The organism is Citrobacter sp. RHBSTW-00599, from assembly GCF_013784065.1.
In the GTDB taxonomy this organism is placed as follows: Bacteria; Pseudomonadota; Gammaproteobacteria; order Enterobacterales; family Enterobacteriaceae; genus Citrobacter; species Citrobacter braakii.
This window is the reverse complement of the sequence record NZ_CP056717.1, coordinates 3,889,502-3,904,567: the sequence shown is the minus strand read 5'-3', so window position 1 is coordinate 3,904,567 and position 15,066 is coordinate 3,889,502. Positions and strand designations below refer to the sequence as shown.

General features: G+C 55.1%; 10 protein-coding genes. 9 read left to right on the top strand and 1 reads right to left on the bottom strand.

What is annotated here, in order from left to right; translation table 11 throughout:
* The first annotated feature begins 40 nt into the window (after window positions 1-40).
* The 4 genes from phoR (at window position 41) to malZ (ending at window position 6,471) form a co-directional block, all read left to right on the top strand.
* Window positions 41-1,336: a phosphate regulon sensor histidine kinase PhoR gene (gene phoR, locus HV243_RS19150; protein WP_047357682.1), complete on the top strand. Its 1,296-nt coding sequence runs from the start codon at window positions 41-43 to the stop codon at window positions 1,334-1,336.
* 405 nt (window positions 1,337-1,741) lie between these two features.
* A complete protein-coding gene (brnQ, locus tag HV243_RS19145) occupies window positions 1,742-3,061 on the top strand; it encodes a branched-chain amino acid transporter carrier protein BrnQ (RefSeq protein ID WP_016152017.1) in 1,320 nt (439 codons plus the stop codon).
* Window positions 3,062-3,141: 80 nt separating this feature from the next.
* Complete coding sequence (proY, locus tag HV243_RS19140) at window positions 3,142-4,515, top strand: proline-specific permease ProY (protein ID WP_016152018.1); 1,374 nt, start codon at window positions 3,142-3,144, stop codon at window positions 4,513-4,515.
* A 138-nt stretch (window positions 4,516-4,653) separates the two neighbouring features.
* Complete coding sequence (gene malZ / locus HV243_RS19135) at window positions 4,654-6,471, top strand: maltodextrin glucosidase (protein WP_053388994.1); 1,818 nt, start codon at window positions 4,654-4,656, stop codon at window positions 6,469-6,471.
* On the opposite strand, the gene HV243_RS19130 is transcribed toward malZ, so the two are convergent.
* Complete coding sequence (locus HV243_RS19130) at window positions 6,465-7,367, bottom strand: LysR family transcriptional regulator (RefSeq protein ID WP_053388993.1); 903 nt, start codon at window positions 7,365-7,367, stop codon at window positions 6,465-6,467. The two genes, malZ and HV243_RS19130, sit on opposite strands and share 7 nt — an antisense overlap.
* A 273-nt stretch (window positions 7,368-7,640) precedes the next feature.
* Between HV243_RS19130 and HV243_RS19125 the strand changes: the two genes are divergently transcribed.
* The 5 genes from HV243_RS19125 to HV243_RS19105 all read left to right on the top strand — a co-directional run bounded on the left by HV243_RS19125 (window position 7,641) and on the right by HV243_RS19105 (window position 15,062).
* Window positions 7,641-8,282: a hydrolase gene (locus tag HV243_RS19125; RefSeq protein WP_047416914.1), complete on the top strand. Its 642-nt coding sequence runs from the start codon at window positions 7,641-7,643 to the stop codon at window positions 8,280-8,282.
* A 174-nt stretch (window positions 8,283-8,456) separates the two neighbouring features.
* On the top strand, window positions 8,457-9,002 hold the full coding sequence (locus HV243_RS19120) for an antibiotic biosynthesis monooxygenase (RefSeq protein ID WP_016152022.1): 546 nt from the start codon (window positions 8,457-8,459) through the stop codon (window positions 9,000-9,002).
* A gap of 21 nt (window positions 9,003-9,023) precedes the next feature.
* On the top strand, window positions 9,024-10,892 hold the full coding sequence (locus HV243_RS19115; protein WP_053388992.1) for an amidohydrolase: 1,869 nt from the start codon (window positions 9,024-9,026) through the stop codon (window positions 10,890-10,892).
* 136 nt (window positions 10,893-11,028) lie between these two features.
* A complete protein-coding gene (locus HV243_RS19110; protein ID WP_053388991.1) occupies window positions 11,029-13,671 on the top strand; it encodes a DUF2339 domain-containing protein in 2,643 nt (880 codons plus the stop codon).
* Window positions 13,668-15,062 (top strand): DUF3999 domain-containing protein, encoded by a 1,395-nt coding sequence (locus tag HV243_RS19105; RefSeq protein ID WP_053388990.1) that lies wholly within the window; start codon window positions 13,668-13,670, stop codon window positions 15,060-15,062. Before HV243_RS19110 ends, HV243_RS19105 begins: the two co-directional genes overlap by 4 nt.
* The last annotated feature ends 4 nt before the right edge of the window (window positions 15,063-15,066 follow it).

Genomic DNA, 15,066 nt, shown 5'->3' with positions numbered 1-15,066 from the left:
TCAAGGCCTGAAGGAATAGGCCGTATAGGGAGTAAGACGTTTGCTAGAACGATTGTCATGGAAAAGGTTGGTACTGGAGCTGATCCTGTGCTGCATACCGGCATTTATCCTTAGCGCTTTTTTCGGTTACCTGCCCTGGTTTTTACTGGCGTCGGTAACGGGCCTGCTTATCTGGCATTTCTGGAATTTATTACGTTTGTCCTGGTGGCTATGGGTCGACAGAAGCATGACGCCGCCGCCGGGGCGAGGCAGTTGGGAGCCGTTGTTGTACGGGCTGCATCAAATGCAACTGCGCAACAAAAAGCGCCGTCGTGAACTGGGTAATCTGATTAAACGTTTTCGCAGCGGGGCGGAATCGCTACCCGACGCGGTGGTGCTGACCACTGAAGAAGGCGGTATCTTCTGGTGTAACGGACTGGCCCAGCAGGTTCTGGGACTGCGCTGGCCGGACGATAGCGGGCAAAATATTCTTAACCTGTTGCGCTACCCGGAATTTACACAATATCTGAAAACGCGCGATTTTAGCCGACCGATCAATCTGGTACTCAATACCGGACGGCATCTGGAAATTCGCGTGATGCCCTATACCGATAAGCAACTGCTGATGGTGGCGCGCGACGTTACCCAGATGCATCAACTGGAAGGTTCACGACGTAACTTTTTCGCCAACGCCAGCCATGAACTGCGTACGCCTCTGACGGTGTTACAAGGGTACCTGGAAATGATGCAGGAGCATCCGCTGGAAGGGACGACGCGTGAAAAAGCGCTGCATACCATGCGTGAACAAACGTATCGCATGGAAGGGCTGGTGAAACAGCTGCTGACGCTGTCAAAAATTGAGGCTGCGCCGACGCTACTGCTCAATGAGAAGGTCGATGTGCCCATGATGCTGCGCGTGCTCGAACACGAAGCGCAAACGCTGAGCCAGCAAAAACATACGTTTACCTTTGATGTTGATAACAGCCTGAATGTGCGGGGTAACGAGGAGCAGTTGCGTAGCGCTATCTCGAATCTCGTCTACAACGCGGTGAACCATACGCCAGCGGGAACGCACATTACCGTACGCTGGCAGCATGTGGCGTCGGGGGCGGAGTTTTGCGTGGAAGACAACGGTCCAGGCATTGCCGCCGAGCATATTCCACGCTTAACCGAACGTTTTTATCGTGTGGATAAGGCGCGATCGCGGCAAACGGGCGGCAGCGGACTTGGTCTGGCCATCGTTAAGCATGCGCTGCATCATCACGACAGTCGCTTGAATATCGAAAGCGAACCAGGCGTTGGGACGCGATTTAGTTTCGTGATCCCGGAACGTTTAATTGCCAAAATTAACGGTTAAGGCGCATTCGTAAGATAATCTTTCCAAAAGCCAGCGCAAGCTGGCTTTTTCTATGCGGTCAATATAACCATCCTGAATTTTACGACGTTTGGTTGTTTTTTGTTCGAACTATTACCCATACCTTTTTCCATGAAATGGTGTTTTGTGCTAACCCCATTTTTCATATCGCTATATTGTTCTGGTTTTGGGATCCCACCTTGCTTTAAAACGTTATAAGCGTTTAAATTGCGCTCCAGGTGCTGTCATACCGACTGCATTTACGCGGTAAATCGAAAAACTATTCTTCGCCGCGCCAGTCTGGGAGTGTTTCCCGCTGGAATTGAGCAAAAATGCCGCTGTATTGTCCCCCAGGGAAAGGCAAAAATTTATTATTTTCAACACCACATCCACAGGCAGTAAGACTTTATGACCCATCAGTTAAAATCGCGCGATATTATCGCTTTGGGATTTATGACATTTGCACTGTTCGTTGGTGCAGGTAACATCATCTTCCCCCCAATGGTTGGTTTGCAGGCAGGTGAACACGTCTGGACTGCGGCTTTTGGCTTTTTGATTACCGCCGTTGGCCTGCCGGTACTTACCGTTGTCGCGTTGGCGAAAGTCGGTGGTGGTGTGGACCGACTGAGCACGCCTATCGGTAAAGTCGCTGGTTTGCTGCTGGCGACCGTGTGCTATCTGGCTGTTGGACCGTTATTTGCTACGCCGCGTACCGCGACGGTCTCTTTCGAAGTCGGGATTGCACCGCTGACCGGTGACTCCGCGCTGCCACTGCTTATCTACAGCGTGGTCTATTTCGCGATTGTGATTCTGGTTTCGCTGTATCCGGGCAAACTGCTGGATACGGTTGGTAATTTCCTGGCCCCGCTGAAAATCCTGGCGCTGGTGGTCCTGTCTGTCGCCGCAATCGTCTGGCCAGCAGGCCCGATCAGCAATGCGATGGAAGCCTATCAAACTGCTGCGTTTTCTAATGGCTTCGTGAACGGGTATCTGACCATGGATACGCTGGGCGCGATGGTATTTGGTATTGTTATCGTCAACGCCGCTCGCTCGCGTGGCGTTACTGAAGCGCGTCTGCTGACCCGTTATACCGTTTGGGCGGGTTTGATGGCGGGTGTGGGCTTAACGCTGCTGTATCTCGCGTTGTTCCGTCTGGGTTCAGATAGCGCAATTCTGGTCGATCAGTCTGCTAACGGCGCGGCAATTCTGCATGCGTATGTTCAGCACACCTTTGGTGGCGCAGGGAGCTTCCTGCTGGCGGCGTTGATTTTCATCGCCTGTCTGGTCACCGCGGTTGGCCTGACCTGCGCGTGCGCAGAGTTCTTTGCCCAGTACGTTCCACTGTCTTATCGTACGCTGGTATTTATCCTCGGCGGCTTCTCGATGGTGGTCTCTAACCTGGGTCTGAGCCATCTGATTCAGATCTCTATTCCGGTGCTGACGGCTATCTATCCGCCATGTATCGCACTGGTTGTATTAAGTTTTACCCGCTCATGGTGGCATAATTCTTCCCGCGTCATTGCACCTGCGATGTTTATCAGCCTGATTTTTGGTATCCTTGATGGCATTAAAGCTTCTGCAATTGGCGACGTGTTACCGGCCTGGACCCAGCGTTTACCGCTGGCGGAGCAGGGGCTGGCGTGGTTGATGCCAACAGTCGTGATGGTGGTCCTGGCAGTTATCTGGGATCGTGCAGCGGGTCGACAAGTGACCTCCAGCGCACACTAATATCACTGACAATAAGTTTTAACCACGGGGCTATTAACATGGCCCCGTGGTTTTTTATTGTGTTAACAGGTTAGGAATCGATGGAAAGTAATAACAAGCTAAAGCGTGGGCTGAGCACCCGGCACATTCGCTTTATGGCATTAGGTTCAGCAATTGGTACCGGGCTGTTCTACGGCTCGGCCGATGCCATCAAAATGGCGGGGCCAAGCGTGTTGCTGGCCTATATTATCGGCGGCGTAGCGGCGTATATCATTATGCGCGCGCTGGGCGAAATGTCCGTTCATAACCCTGCAGCCAGCTCCTTCTCGCGCTATGCGCAGGAAAACCTCGGACCGCTGGCAGGCTACATAACCGGCTGGACCTACTGTTTTGAAATCCTGATTGTCGCTATTGCCGATGTGACTGCCTTTGGTATTTACATGGGCGTCTGGTTCCCGGCCGTACCGCACTGGATTTGGGTACTCAGCGTGGTATTGATTATCTGCGCCATCAACCTGATGAGCGTGAAGGTGTTTGGCGAGCTGGAATTTTGGTTCTCGTTCTTTAAAGTCGCCACCATTATCATCATGATTGTCGCCGGTTTTGGCATCATCATTTGGGGGATTGGTAACGGCGGACAGCCTACCGGTATCCATAATCTGTGGAGCAACGGCGGTTTCTTCAGCAACGGCTGGCTCGGCATGGTGATGTCGCTACAAATGGTGATGTTCGCCTACGGCGGGATTGAGATTATCGGGATTACCGCTGGCGAAGCCAAAGACCCGGAAAAATCTATTCCGCGCGCCATCAATTCCGTACCGATGCGTATCCTCGTGTTTTACGTGGGGACGCTGTTCGTCATCATGTCTATTTACCCGTGGAACCAGGTCGGCACTGACGGTAGCCCGTTCGTTCTGACGTTCCAGCATATGGGGATTACCTTTGCCGCCGGGATCCTCAACTTCGTAGTCCTGACCGCGTCGCTGTCGGCCATCAACTCTGACGTCTTTGGCGTGGGGCGTATGCTGCACGGTATGGCGGAGCAGGGCAGCGCGCCGAAAATGTTCGCCAAGACGTCGCGTCGTGGCGTGCCATGGGTGACGGTGATGGTGATGACCATCGCGCTGCTGTTTGCGGTGTATCTTAACTACATCATGCCGGAAAACGTCTTCCTGGTGATCGCCTCTCTGGCGACCTTCGCAACGGTATGGGTGTGGATTATGATCCTGCTGTCACAAATTGCCTTCCGTCGTCGTCTGCCGCCGGAAGAGGTTAAGGCGCTGAAATTTAAAGTGCCGGGTGGGGTTGTGACGACCGTTATTGGCCTGATTTTCCTGGTCTTTATCATCGCGCTTATCGGCTATCATCCGGATACCCGCATTTCGCTATACGTCGGCTTTGCGTGGATTATCCTGCTGCTTGCCGGCTGGGTTTTCAAGCGCCGTCGCGAGCGCCAACTGGCTGAAGCGCAGTAATATTTTTGCCGGGTAGCTTAATGTTACCCGGCAATTTTCTCCTCCCCCGCACTCCTCCCCCAATAAACGTTAAGATGATGAGTGATCCTGCACTTCGCTATGGCAAGGTGACGTCATTATCATCAAAGGGGATACGTGATGTTGAACGCCTGGCACCTTCCGGTTGCCCCATTTGTTAAGCAAAACAAAGATCAACTGACGATTACATTATGGCTGGCGGGGGAAAATCCACCCCAGCGGGTGACGCTACGCGCAGAAAACGATAACGAAGAGATTTCGCTGGGTATGCACAAGCAACGCAGCCAGCCGCAGCCGGGCGTGACAGCGTGGAGAGCGGCGATCGATCTCTCCAGCGGACAGCCTCGTCGACGCTATAGCTTTAAATTACTTTGGCTCGATCGTCAGCTGTGGTTTACCCCGCAGGGATTCAGCCGTTTTCCGCCTGCGCGTCTGGAGCAGTTTGCTGTTGATGTGCCGGATAACGGCCCGCAGTGGGCCGCCGATCAGATTTTTTACCAAATTTTCCCGGACCGTTTTGCCCGCAGCCAGTCGCGTGAAGCGACTCAGGATAACGTCTATTATCACCACGCTGCCGGACACGATATTGTGCGGCGCGAGTGGGATGAACCGCTTACGGCCCAGGCCGGTGGCTCCACGTTTTATGGCGGCGATTTGGACGGCATCAGCGAAAAGCTGCCGTATCTGAAAACGTTAGGCGTCACGGCGCTGTACCTGAATCCGGTATTTACCGCGCCGAGCGTGCATAAATACGATACCGAAGATTACCGTCATGTTGATCCGCAGTTTGGCGGCGACAGGGCGCTGCTGCGCCTGCGTCACACCACCCAACAGCAGGGGATGCGCCTGATTCTCGACGGTGTTTTTAACCATAGCGGCGATTCACACGCCTGGTTTGACCGACATAATCGGGGAACGGATGGCGCATGCCATAATCCGCAATCCCCATGGCGCGACTGGTATCATTTCTCAGCCGACGGCGTCGCGCTCGACTGGCTGGGGTATTCCAGCCTGCCCAAGCTGGACTTTTCCTCTGAAAGCCTGGTGAATGAAATTTATCGCGGCGAAGACAGTATCGTTCGCCACTGGCTGAAAGCGCCGTGGAGTATGGACGGCTGGCGTCTTGACGTGGTGCATATGCTGGGAGAGGCCGGTGGTGCGCACAACAACCTGCAGCACGTGGCCGGAATTACGCAGGCGGCGAAAGAGACCCAGTCAGAGGCGTATGTGGTGGGCGAGCATTTTGGCGACGCGCGTCAATGGTTGCAGGCCGACGCGGAAGATGCCGCCATGAACTATCGCGGTTTTACCTTCCCGATATGGGGATTTCTCGCCAATACCGATATCTCATACGATCCGCAATTCATTGACGCCCAGACCTGTATGGCGTGGATGGATAACTATCGCGCGGGTTTGTCGCATCAGCAGCAGTTGCGGATGTTCAACCAGCTCGACAGCCACGATACCGCCCGTTTTAAATCTCTGCTCGGTAAGGACGTCGCACGTTTACCGTTGGCGGTGGTGTGGCTGTTTACCTGGCCTGGTGTGCCCTGTATTTACTACGGTGACGAAGTGGGACTGGATGGGAACAACGATCCGTTTTGTCGCAAACCATTCCCGTGGCAGCCTGAAAAACAGGACGCTAACCTGCTGGCGTTGTATCAGCGACTGGCAACATTACGCCACCAGAGCCAGGCGCTGCGCCATGGTGGTTGTCAGGTGATTTACGCCGAGGATAACGTGGTGGTGTTTGTACGCGTGCTAAACCGCCAGCGTGTATTGGTGGCGATTAACCGTGGCCACGCCTGTGAAGTGGTCTTGCCAGCCTCGCCATTACTGAGCGTCAGACAATGGCAGCACCAGGAGGGCAAAGGCGTGCTTGCCGAGGATATCCTGACGCTGCCGGCGATTTCCGCCTCGGTGTGGATGGGTCATTGATATAAGCGCGTAACATCCGGGCTTGCCAGCAGCGTTTCCCGCCACCAGCGCTGCGCCAGTCCATCGCGGTTATTGCGCCAGGCCATATAGGCCACGTCTTTTTGGCGAAATGAGATGACCGTTTTTTCCACCAGCTCGCCCGTGGCAAGCCACGGGTTAGCAATATGGCGGGGGAGAAATCCGCAGCCCAAGCCGGCCCGCAGTAGCATCACCTTACTGTGGAAATCATCAACGCGAATCTGCGCCTGCTCCTCCATCAGATTGGTTTGTAACGGATGACAAAAGCGGGCGCTGTCGCTAATGACAATCGCCCGGTGCAGGCACAGCTGTTCGTTAGTCAGGTCATCCGGTGCTGCGGCCAGCGGATGCTCAGGCGCAACGACAAACACATTGTCCAGCGTGCCAAGCATTTTGTAGGACCAGGCCGCTGACGTAGGCGGTTCATTAATCGCCCCCAAAATAATATCTGCTCCATTATGCGTCAGCTCCTCCCAGGAGCCCGCCAGCGTATGGTGGGTGAAGTTAAGGCGGGTTTGCTTATTCAGCGCGTGAAATTCATCGATAATGGGCAACAGCGAGGCGAAAGGGAAGGAGTCGTCCAGCGCAATCGCCAGCTCTTTTTCCCAGCCTGAACTCAGCTGCACCGCCTGCTTTTCGAGATCTTTTGCCGCACTCAGCAGCAAACGTCCCTTTTCCAGCATCATCTGACCGGTGTCGGTAAATTTTGCCCGGTGACCGGAACGGTCAAGCAACTCGATATTCAAATCACTTTCCAGCTTTTGAATCATATAGCTGAGTGCAGCAGGGGTTTTAAACAGCGATTCCGCCGCCGCGGCAAATGAACCCTGTTTATCGAGTGCGTCGAGAATTAGCAAAACATCCAGATTGATGCGCATAAGCAGAAAATATCCTGAAAATTAAACCCCTCTGTTGTACCGAATGGAGAAAAACAATGCCAGTGAATAAATTAGATGAGTCATGCGCATTTTTTTGATGTTGTTTAGGATATATCGCAACACAAAATTAATAGTTTCACTGGATGGTAAGTTTTCTTTAATAACTCGTTAGAAATTTCCCGCTATACTCAACAAGCTTTCTGATTCAGGATCCTGCTGCTGACGGCAGATACAGACCGTTGCCTTTTAACTTATTGATTAAGAAGGTGTGCTATGTCTATTCGGGAACTGATTGACCCTCAAAACTCAACACTTATTTTTATTGATCATCAGCCGCAAATGTCATTTGGTGTGGCGAATATTGACCGCCAGACTTTGAAAAATAATACCGTGGCATTAGCGAAGGCCGGGAAAATATTTAATGTTCCGGTGATTTATACTTCTGTGGAAACGAAAAGTTTTAGCGGTTATATCTGGCCGGAATTGTTAGCGGTTCATCCTGATGTGAAACCAATTGAACGCACCTCGATGAACTCCTGGGAAGATGCGGCGTTTGTGAAAGCCGTGGCAGCGACCGGGCGTAAAAAATTGATTATCTCCGCGCTATGGACCGAAGTATGCCTGACTTTCCCGGCGCTGATGGCGCTGGAAGCGGGTTACGAAGTTTATGTGGTAACTGACACTTCCGGCGGCACGTCCGTGGATGCCCACGAGCGTTCTATCGACCGCATGGTACAAGCGGGCGCCGTACCAGTGACCTGGCAACAGGTTCTTCTCGAGTACCAGCGCGACTGGTCCCGCAAAGAAACCTACGACGCCGTCATGGATCTGGTACGTGAGCACAGCGGCGCCTACGGTATGGGCGTGGATTACGCCTACACCATGGTGCATGGCGCGCCGGAACGTAAAGCCTAAATACACCTCATCCTTCATGTTGCCTCTTTGTGGGCTTCGTTTGCGAACCCCGGTCACTAACTTTTGTCAGCCTCCGGGGATACACAATCTTGCCGTTTCGATGCGCCATGAATGATTTTGTGTATTGCTTCCGTGGCCTAAGCGGGCCTGTTTCCTCTCCACAAGGAACCCTTTATGGCGCAGAACAAACATGTGACGTTGGTGATTTCCCACACCCTGCTGCCTGAACAAGCGCAGCGGTATGAGCAGTGGCTGGGGAAAATCATGCCGGTGGCGGCCGAGTTTCCCGGTCATCTGGGGGCGAATGTGATTCGTCCTGCAGATGGCAACAACTTGTGGAACATCATTATCCGCTTCGACACGCTGGAGCATCTGTATAACTGGACCCAGTCCGATACGCGCCGCGTGCTGGTCGAAGAGATTGCCCCGCTGCTGGCGGAGGGGGATAAAACCGAAATCCGCACCGAAGCAGCGTTCTGGTTTACGCCGCCCGCGCCCCATGTACGTCAGCCCAGGCGCTGGAAACAGTTTCTGATAACTCTGCTGGTGATTTTTCCCAGCACCAATTTGGTGCCGTGGTTGACCGGCATTGTGCTGCCTGCCATGAAGGGCTCGTTACTCCTGCATCTGATCAATGATGCCTGTGTGGTTGCGCTGGTGGTCTGGTTCTGGATGCCCATCGTAACCCGTCTGTTTGCCGGATGGCTGAAAAAAGCTTGACCGGTTTCTCAGGAGATTGTTATGTCTCAAACTGCCACACTGATTCTGACTCACGGAAAAATTCATACTCTCGAAAGACAAAACCCGCAGGTCGAGGCGGTGGCGATCGCCAATGGTAAGATCCTGGCGACCGGTAGCCACGATCGCATCATGAGTTTTGCCACCGACGGGACGCAGGTTGTCGATCTGCAAGGGCATACGGTGATCCCGGGCCTGAACGATTCGCACCTGCACCTCATTCGCGGCGGTCTGAATTACAACCTGGAATTGCGTTGGGAAGGCGTTCCGTCGCTGGCGGACGCGCTACGCATGCTCAAAGAGCAGGCTGACAGAACGCCATCGCCGCAATGGGTGCGCGTGGTGGGCGGCTGGAGCGAATTCCAGTTTGCCGAACGTCGCATGCCAACCCTCGAAGAACTGAATGAAGCTGCCCCGGATACCCCAGTTTTTGTTCTGCACCTCTACGACAGAGCTTTGCTGAACCGTGCCGCACTGAAAGCAGTCGGCTACACCAAAGCGACGCCGGACCCGGCGGGTGGTGAGATTGTGCGTGATAGCAACGGTAACCCAACCGGGATGCTGATCGCCAAACCCAACGCCATGATCCTTTATTCGACGCTGGCAAAAGGACCAAAACTGCCGCTGGAAATGCAGGTCAACTCGACCCGGCAGTTTATGCGCGAGCTGAACCGTCTCGGGCTGACCAGCGCCATCGATGCAGGCGGTGGTTTTCAGAACTACCCGGAAGATTACGAGATAATTGAGCAGCTATACGCCAACAAACAGATGACGGTGCGCATCGCCTACAACTTGTTTACCCAGCGTCCGCAGCAGGAACTGGAAGACTTTGAGCGCTGGACCGATATGCTCAAACCAGGGCAGGGGACCGACTTCTACCGTGCCAATGGGGCAGGGGAAATGCTGGTCTTCTCGGCCGCGGATTTTGAAGACTTCCTCCAGCCACGCCCGGATCTGCCGGAAGGTATGGAAGATGAGCTGGAGCGCGTGGTGCGCCACCTCGTGGAGCACCGCTGGCCGTTCCGGCTGCACGCCACCTACGATGAATCCATCAGCCGAATGCTCGACGTATTCGAGAAGGTGAATCGCGATATCCCGTTCAATGGCCTGCACTGGTTCTTCGATCACGCTGAAACGATTACCGAACGGAATATCGAGCGCGTAAAAGCGCTGGGGGGCGGGATCGCTGTTCAGCACCGTATGGCGTTCCAGGGCGAATATTTTGTCGATCGCTATGGCAAAGATGCGGTCAAACATACCCCGCCAGTGGCGAAAATGCTGGCGGCTGACGTTCCGGTAGGGCTGGGGACTGATGCCACCCGCGTGGCCAGCTACAACCCGTGGACAGCGCTCTACTGGCTGGTTTCGGGCCGTACTGTGGGAGGGATGGCGATGTACGATGATAACAATCGCCTGCCGCGCGATGTGGCGCTGGAACTGTGGACGGCCGGTAGCGCCTGGTTCTCCAGCGAACAGGGTAAGAAAGGGCGCATCGAGAAAGAGCAACTGGCCGACCTGGTGGTGCTGTCTAAAGATTACTTCAGTGTGCCGGAAGAGGAGATCAAAGGCATAGAGTCGGTGATGACCATTGTCGATGGCAAAGTGGTGTATGCGGCCGGGCATTTCACTCCGCTGGCGCCGCCAGCCATCCCAGTTGTACCTGACTGGTCGCCGGTGGTAAAAGTGCCGGGGCACTATCGCTCAGCGCCGCCTGCTACGGCGAAAATTGGCGCAATGGTGCAGATGCACCAGTGCTGCGGCAGCTGCGGCGTACACGGTCATCAGCATGATATAGCGCGTAAATCGGCAATTCCGGTGTCAGATGACCGGGCTTTCTGGGGCGCGCTTGGCTGCTCCTGTTTCGCGTTTTAATCCCTCATCACAGCCCCTGGCCAAACGCAGGGGCTGATTGTCTATTCTGAAAAGCGATTCATCGTGTTAACCGATATGGCGCAACTGCAACAATTTGTGTCATTCTGGTCTGTCTTTATACAGTGAAGGTGGAAACATGGATGAGCTGCTAACCCTTGGCTGCATTGTATTATTCTTCGCGCTGGTAGTGGTTCCTGGCCTCGCGATCGTGGCATTCAGACGCAGTGCGGCTGTACGTTCTGAGCTGATGGTCTTGCGCCGTCGGGTAGAGGAGCTGGAGCTGCGCGGTGTGGCGCAGACCAGCGCCGTTGAGCCAACGGCAGCAAAAGATATTGTTCCTGCCGATGCGCCAACGGCTGCGATGAGCAGCGTATCGCCGGAGCCTGTAACTGAGCCGCCGCCTGAGCCCGTTAACCCGTGGGCTTCACAGCCGAAGCCGGATAATGCGGCGGTATCTACGCCCGACGTCGAGCGGCCTTCTGCTTTTGGCGGGGTAATGTCATCGCTGGTGCGCTGGTTTATGCAGGGTAACCCGTTGGCAAAGCTCGGTATTTTGCTCCTGTTTTTGGGGCTTTCTTTCCTGCTGCGTTATACGGTCGAACATTCTCTGTTTCCGCTGGAGCTGCGTCTGGTGGCGGCCGCGCTGTTCGCTATTGTGCTGTTGGCGTTGGGCTGGCGGTTGCGGCATAAGCAACCGATTTATGCGCTGATATTACAGGGGGGAGCTACCGGAGCACTCTATCTCACCGTCTTTGGCGCGTTCCGGCTGTGGCAAATGCTGCCAATGACGCTGGCATTTGCGCTGCTGGTGGTGATTTGTGCGGCGAGTGTGGGGCTGGCTATTCTGCAAAAGGCGCTCAGCCTGGCGATGCTGGCAAGTCTTGGCGGTTATCTCGCGCCGCTGTTGCTTTCCACCGGCGGCGGCAGTCATGTCGCGCTTTTCTCTTTCTATCTTCTGCTCTCGGTCGGCATTCTCGCCATCAGCATCTGGCAGCACTGGCGGGAGCTTAATCTGCTCGGCCTGCTGTTCACCTTCGGCGTTGGCGGGGTGTGGGGCCTGGAGGGCTATCGACCAGAGTATTACCTGAGTTGCCAACTGTTCCTGATCGCCAACACGATTATTTTTGGCGTGCTGAGCGTGGCGTTGTCGCTCCGGGCGCAGGAAAAAGGCAAACAGATTATTGACGGCGTACTGCTGTTTGCCCCACCGCTGATCGGTTTTGGAATGCAGTATGCCATTACCCGGCATATGGCTTATGGTCCGGCGCTTAGTGCGCTGGGCTACGGTGGTTTCTATCTGGTGTTAGCAAAGTTTGCGTTGCGGCGTTCCTCTTCTCTGGGGAGACCTCTGGTATTGTCCGCCCTGGCGCTCGGTGGTGCGTTTACCACTCTTGCTATCCCGTTGGCGCTTTCAGCCCGTTGGACGGCGATGGCCTGGTCGCTGGAAGGGCTTGGGATCCTCTGGCTGGGCGTGCAACAACAGCAACGACGCATGAGTTATAGCGGTACGGCGCTGCTCGTGCTGGCCGTGGGCAGCGCGCTATGGGCGCTGGCGAACGGAACAACCGCGCTCTCAGTCATGCTGATTTTTGCCGTGCTCAGCCTCAGTTGGCTGGTTGCTGCATGGCTATGGCGCAACATTTGGATGCCGGGCAGTTGGGCGCTACTCGCTGGTGGTTTGGTTTTCTGGATTGTTGCGCTCGTTGCGGCATCGCAACTCGTTCTGAAACAGGAGCGGTGGGTACTGTCTGGCGTGCTGGCATTAATGGCGGTATCGAGCTGGGGCTGGCGAAGTATCGCGGGTCGCCTGGCGTGGCGGGAGCTGGATGCCAGTAAATGGCTGCTGTGGCCGATGATGCTGGTGATGCTGATGTATCAGATCGCTGTACAGCAGATTTTTGCGGCGGGCTGGCCGAATCTGGCCTGGTGCGCGGCGCTAATTGTTGCGGTAGCGCTGCTCTGGCGTGACGCACAAATATTACCGCCAATGCTTTCCAGACTGGCGCATTTATCGTTCTTCTGGATGATTTTACTGGCGCTCGCGGTTGAGCTGTTCTGGTTCGCGCAGGGGCTGCCGTGGGGAAGGGCCGCGTGGGGTAGCGGCCTGATGATGGCGGCTGGCGGGCTGCTTATTTTCCTGATTTATCAGTCTGTTCATCGACAAATCTGGCCGTTTCGCATCTGGCCTACCCTCTATTCTGTTCAGGCGATGGTTCCCGTTGTGCTGGTGCTGGTCGGTCTGCTCGTGCTGACCAATTTACAAGATGGCGTGGTTTATCGTCAGACTTATCTGCCGTTGCTCAACCCGCTGGAAGAGGGCGCAGCTTTTGCCCTGCTGGGCTTGGTGGTGTTTTATCGCGCGTCTGAACGCTATTTCCCGGCGCAGTTTTCGGTATCTCGCCCATGGCCGGTTGTGGCGCTGATGGCGCTCAGCTTTTGGTGGCTCAATGGCGTGCTGCTGCGTGCATTGTCCTGGTATGGCGAGGTTGCGTGGCGTGTAGACGCACTATGGGATTCACGGCTGATTCAAACCTGTTTTGCTCTGTTCTGGATGCTGGCGGCATTGGTGGTGATGCTATGGGCGACCCGGCGTCGCTCGCGTCGGGAATGGCTGTGTGGCGCGGTATTGTTGGGGATAGTCATTGTGAAACTGATGCTGGTGGACAGCGCAGGAGGCGGCGGCCTGGCGCGCGCGGTTGCGTTTATCGGTGTGGCCATTCTGGTGTTGATTATCGGGTATTTTTCACCATTACCGCCCAAAGCTGGAGAAGAAAAATGAAATGGATGAAAGCGGTGTTATGCAGCGTACTGCTGGGCGTGACAGGCGCGGCGGTAAGCAGCGATGAAGTGAAAGAGTCTCCGGCGGACTACGTAACGGGGGTGACGCTGGAAACTACGGGCACATCGCCGTGGTATCGCCTTTCGCTACCTCCGGCGGTGTATCCGGGTACCGCCTGGGCGGATTTGCGCGATGTCCGGGTCTTTAACCATCTGGGGGAGACGGTGCCGTTTACTCTGGTGGCGCAGAAAACCCAGCCCGTTACGCCAGAGGCAGTGGCGCTGCGTTTTTTCCCGCTTGATATGTCACCGGTTGCGCCGCGTGAGGAGGGGCAACGAGGCGGAGACGCTATTGTTTTACGCTCGAAGAGCGGCATTGAAATTCATTTGCAAAGTGATGATGTCAAAGCGCTCGGCCAGAGCTATTTACTGACGCTCCCGGAAGAGACGAAAGGTGCCTTTTCACTGGCGCAGTTACGCCTGAACTGGGACTCGCAGGCGGGCAACTGGCAGGGGAAAGCCTCGGTTTATGCAAGCAGTGATTTGCGCTACTGGCGACCCGTGCAGGAAGATGCGCCGTTAATGGATCTGACGCGTGATAACGATCGCCTGAAAATGGACACCATCAGCGCCAGCCTCACGCTCTCTGTGGAGGCGACTCGCTACCTGCTGGTGATCCTCGACTCGCAAAGTCCGGCGCTGACGTTAAACAGCGTGAGCGCGATAGCGGCCAGCAGCGAGCCGGAATCCGAGCGTATCGTGATTGAAGCCCAGGGGAATAAGGTTTCGGATGACGAAGCCGTCTGGCGATGGGCGCAGCCCCAGCCGCTGACCTCGCTTCGCATCGATCTGGAAAGTGAAGGTGTTTTACCGGTGGAACTGGCCTGGCGCAGCGCTGAAAAAGAGCCCTGGCAGCCGCTGACAAAAACCATGCTTTACAATCTGGACTGGAGGAGTGCGGAAGATATTCGTCTTTCCGGTCAGTTGGTTGAGGCCGTCCGGATGACGACCATTAACGCCCGGTTGCCAGAGAGGCTGCCTGAGTTGAGCGGCATGCGCGACAGTTATCAACTGGTGTTTAATACGCAGGGCAAAGGGCCTTATATGCTGGCGTGGGGAAACCGGGCGGCGAAAAAGGCTGATGTTGGTCTCGATATGCTGATCCCGGCGTCGCTGCGTAAATCGCAGGAGATAGATTATCTACCGTGGGCGACTCTTCAGGAGAGCGTGGCGCTTGGTGGTGAAGCGCGATTGACGGCAACGTCAGTAGCTGAGCAACAAAGCCAGTGGAAAACGTTGTTGGTGTGGGGGGCGTTAATTCTTGGGGTCGCCGTACTGGCGCTTATGGCGTGGCGAATCTGGCGTGAAGTGAAAAAGGGTAATCCGACATAAACCA

Excerpts from the sequence above, each read along its gene's own strand:
- brnQ (WP_016152017.1), top strand. The coding sequence starts at position 1,742 with ATGACCCATCAGTTAAAATCGCGCGATATTATCGCTTTGGGATTTATG.
- proY (WP_016152018.1), top strand. The coding sequence starts at position 3,142 with ATGGAAAGTAATAACAAGCTAAAGCGTGGGCTGAGCACCCGGCACATT.
- malZ (WP_053388994.1), top strand. The coding sequence starts at position 4,654 with ATGTTGAACGCCTGGCACCTTCCGGTTGCCCCATTTGTTAAGCAAAAC.
- HV243_RS19130 (WP_053388993.1), bottom strand. The coding sequence starts at position 7,367 with ATGCGCATCAATCTGGATGTTTTGCTAATTCTCGACGCACTCGATAAA.
- HV243_RS19125 (WP_047416914.1), top strand. The coding sequence starts at position 7,641 with ATGTCTATTCGGGAACTGATTGACCCTCAAAACTCAACACTTATTTTT.
- HV243_RS19120 (WP_016152022.1), top strand. The coding sequence starts at position 8,457 with ATGGCGCAGAACAAACATGTGACGTTGGTGATTTCCCACACCCTGCTG.
- HV243_RS19115 (WP_053388992.1), top strand. The coding sequence starts at position 9,024 with ATGTCTCAAACTGCCACACTGATTCTGACTCACGGAAAAATTCATACT.
- HV243_RS19110 (WP_053388991.1), top strand. The coding sequence starts at position 11,029 with ATGGATGAGCTGCTAACCCTTGGCTGCATTGTATTATTCTTCGCGCTG.
- HV243_RS19105 (WP_053388990.1), top strand. The coding sequence starts at position 13,668 with ATGAAATGGATGAAAGCGGTGTTATGCAGCGTACTGCTGGGCGTGACA.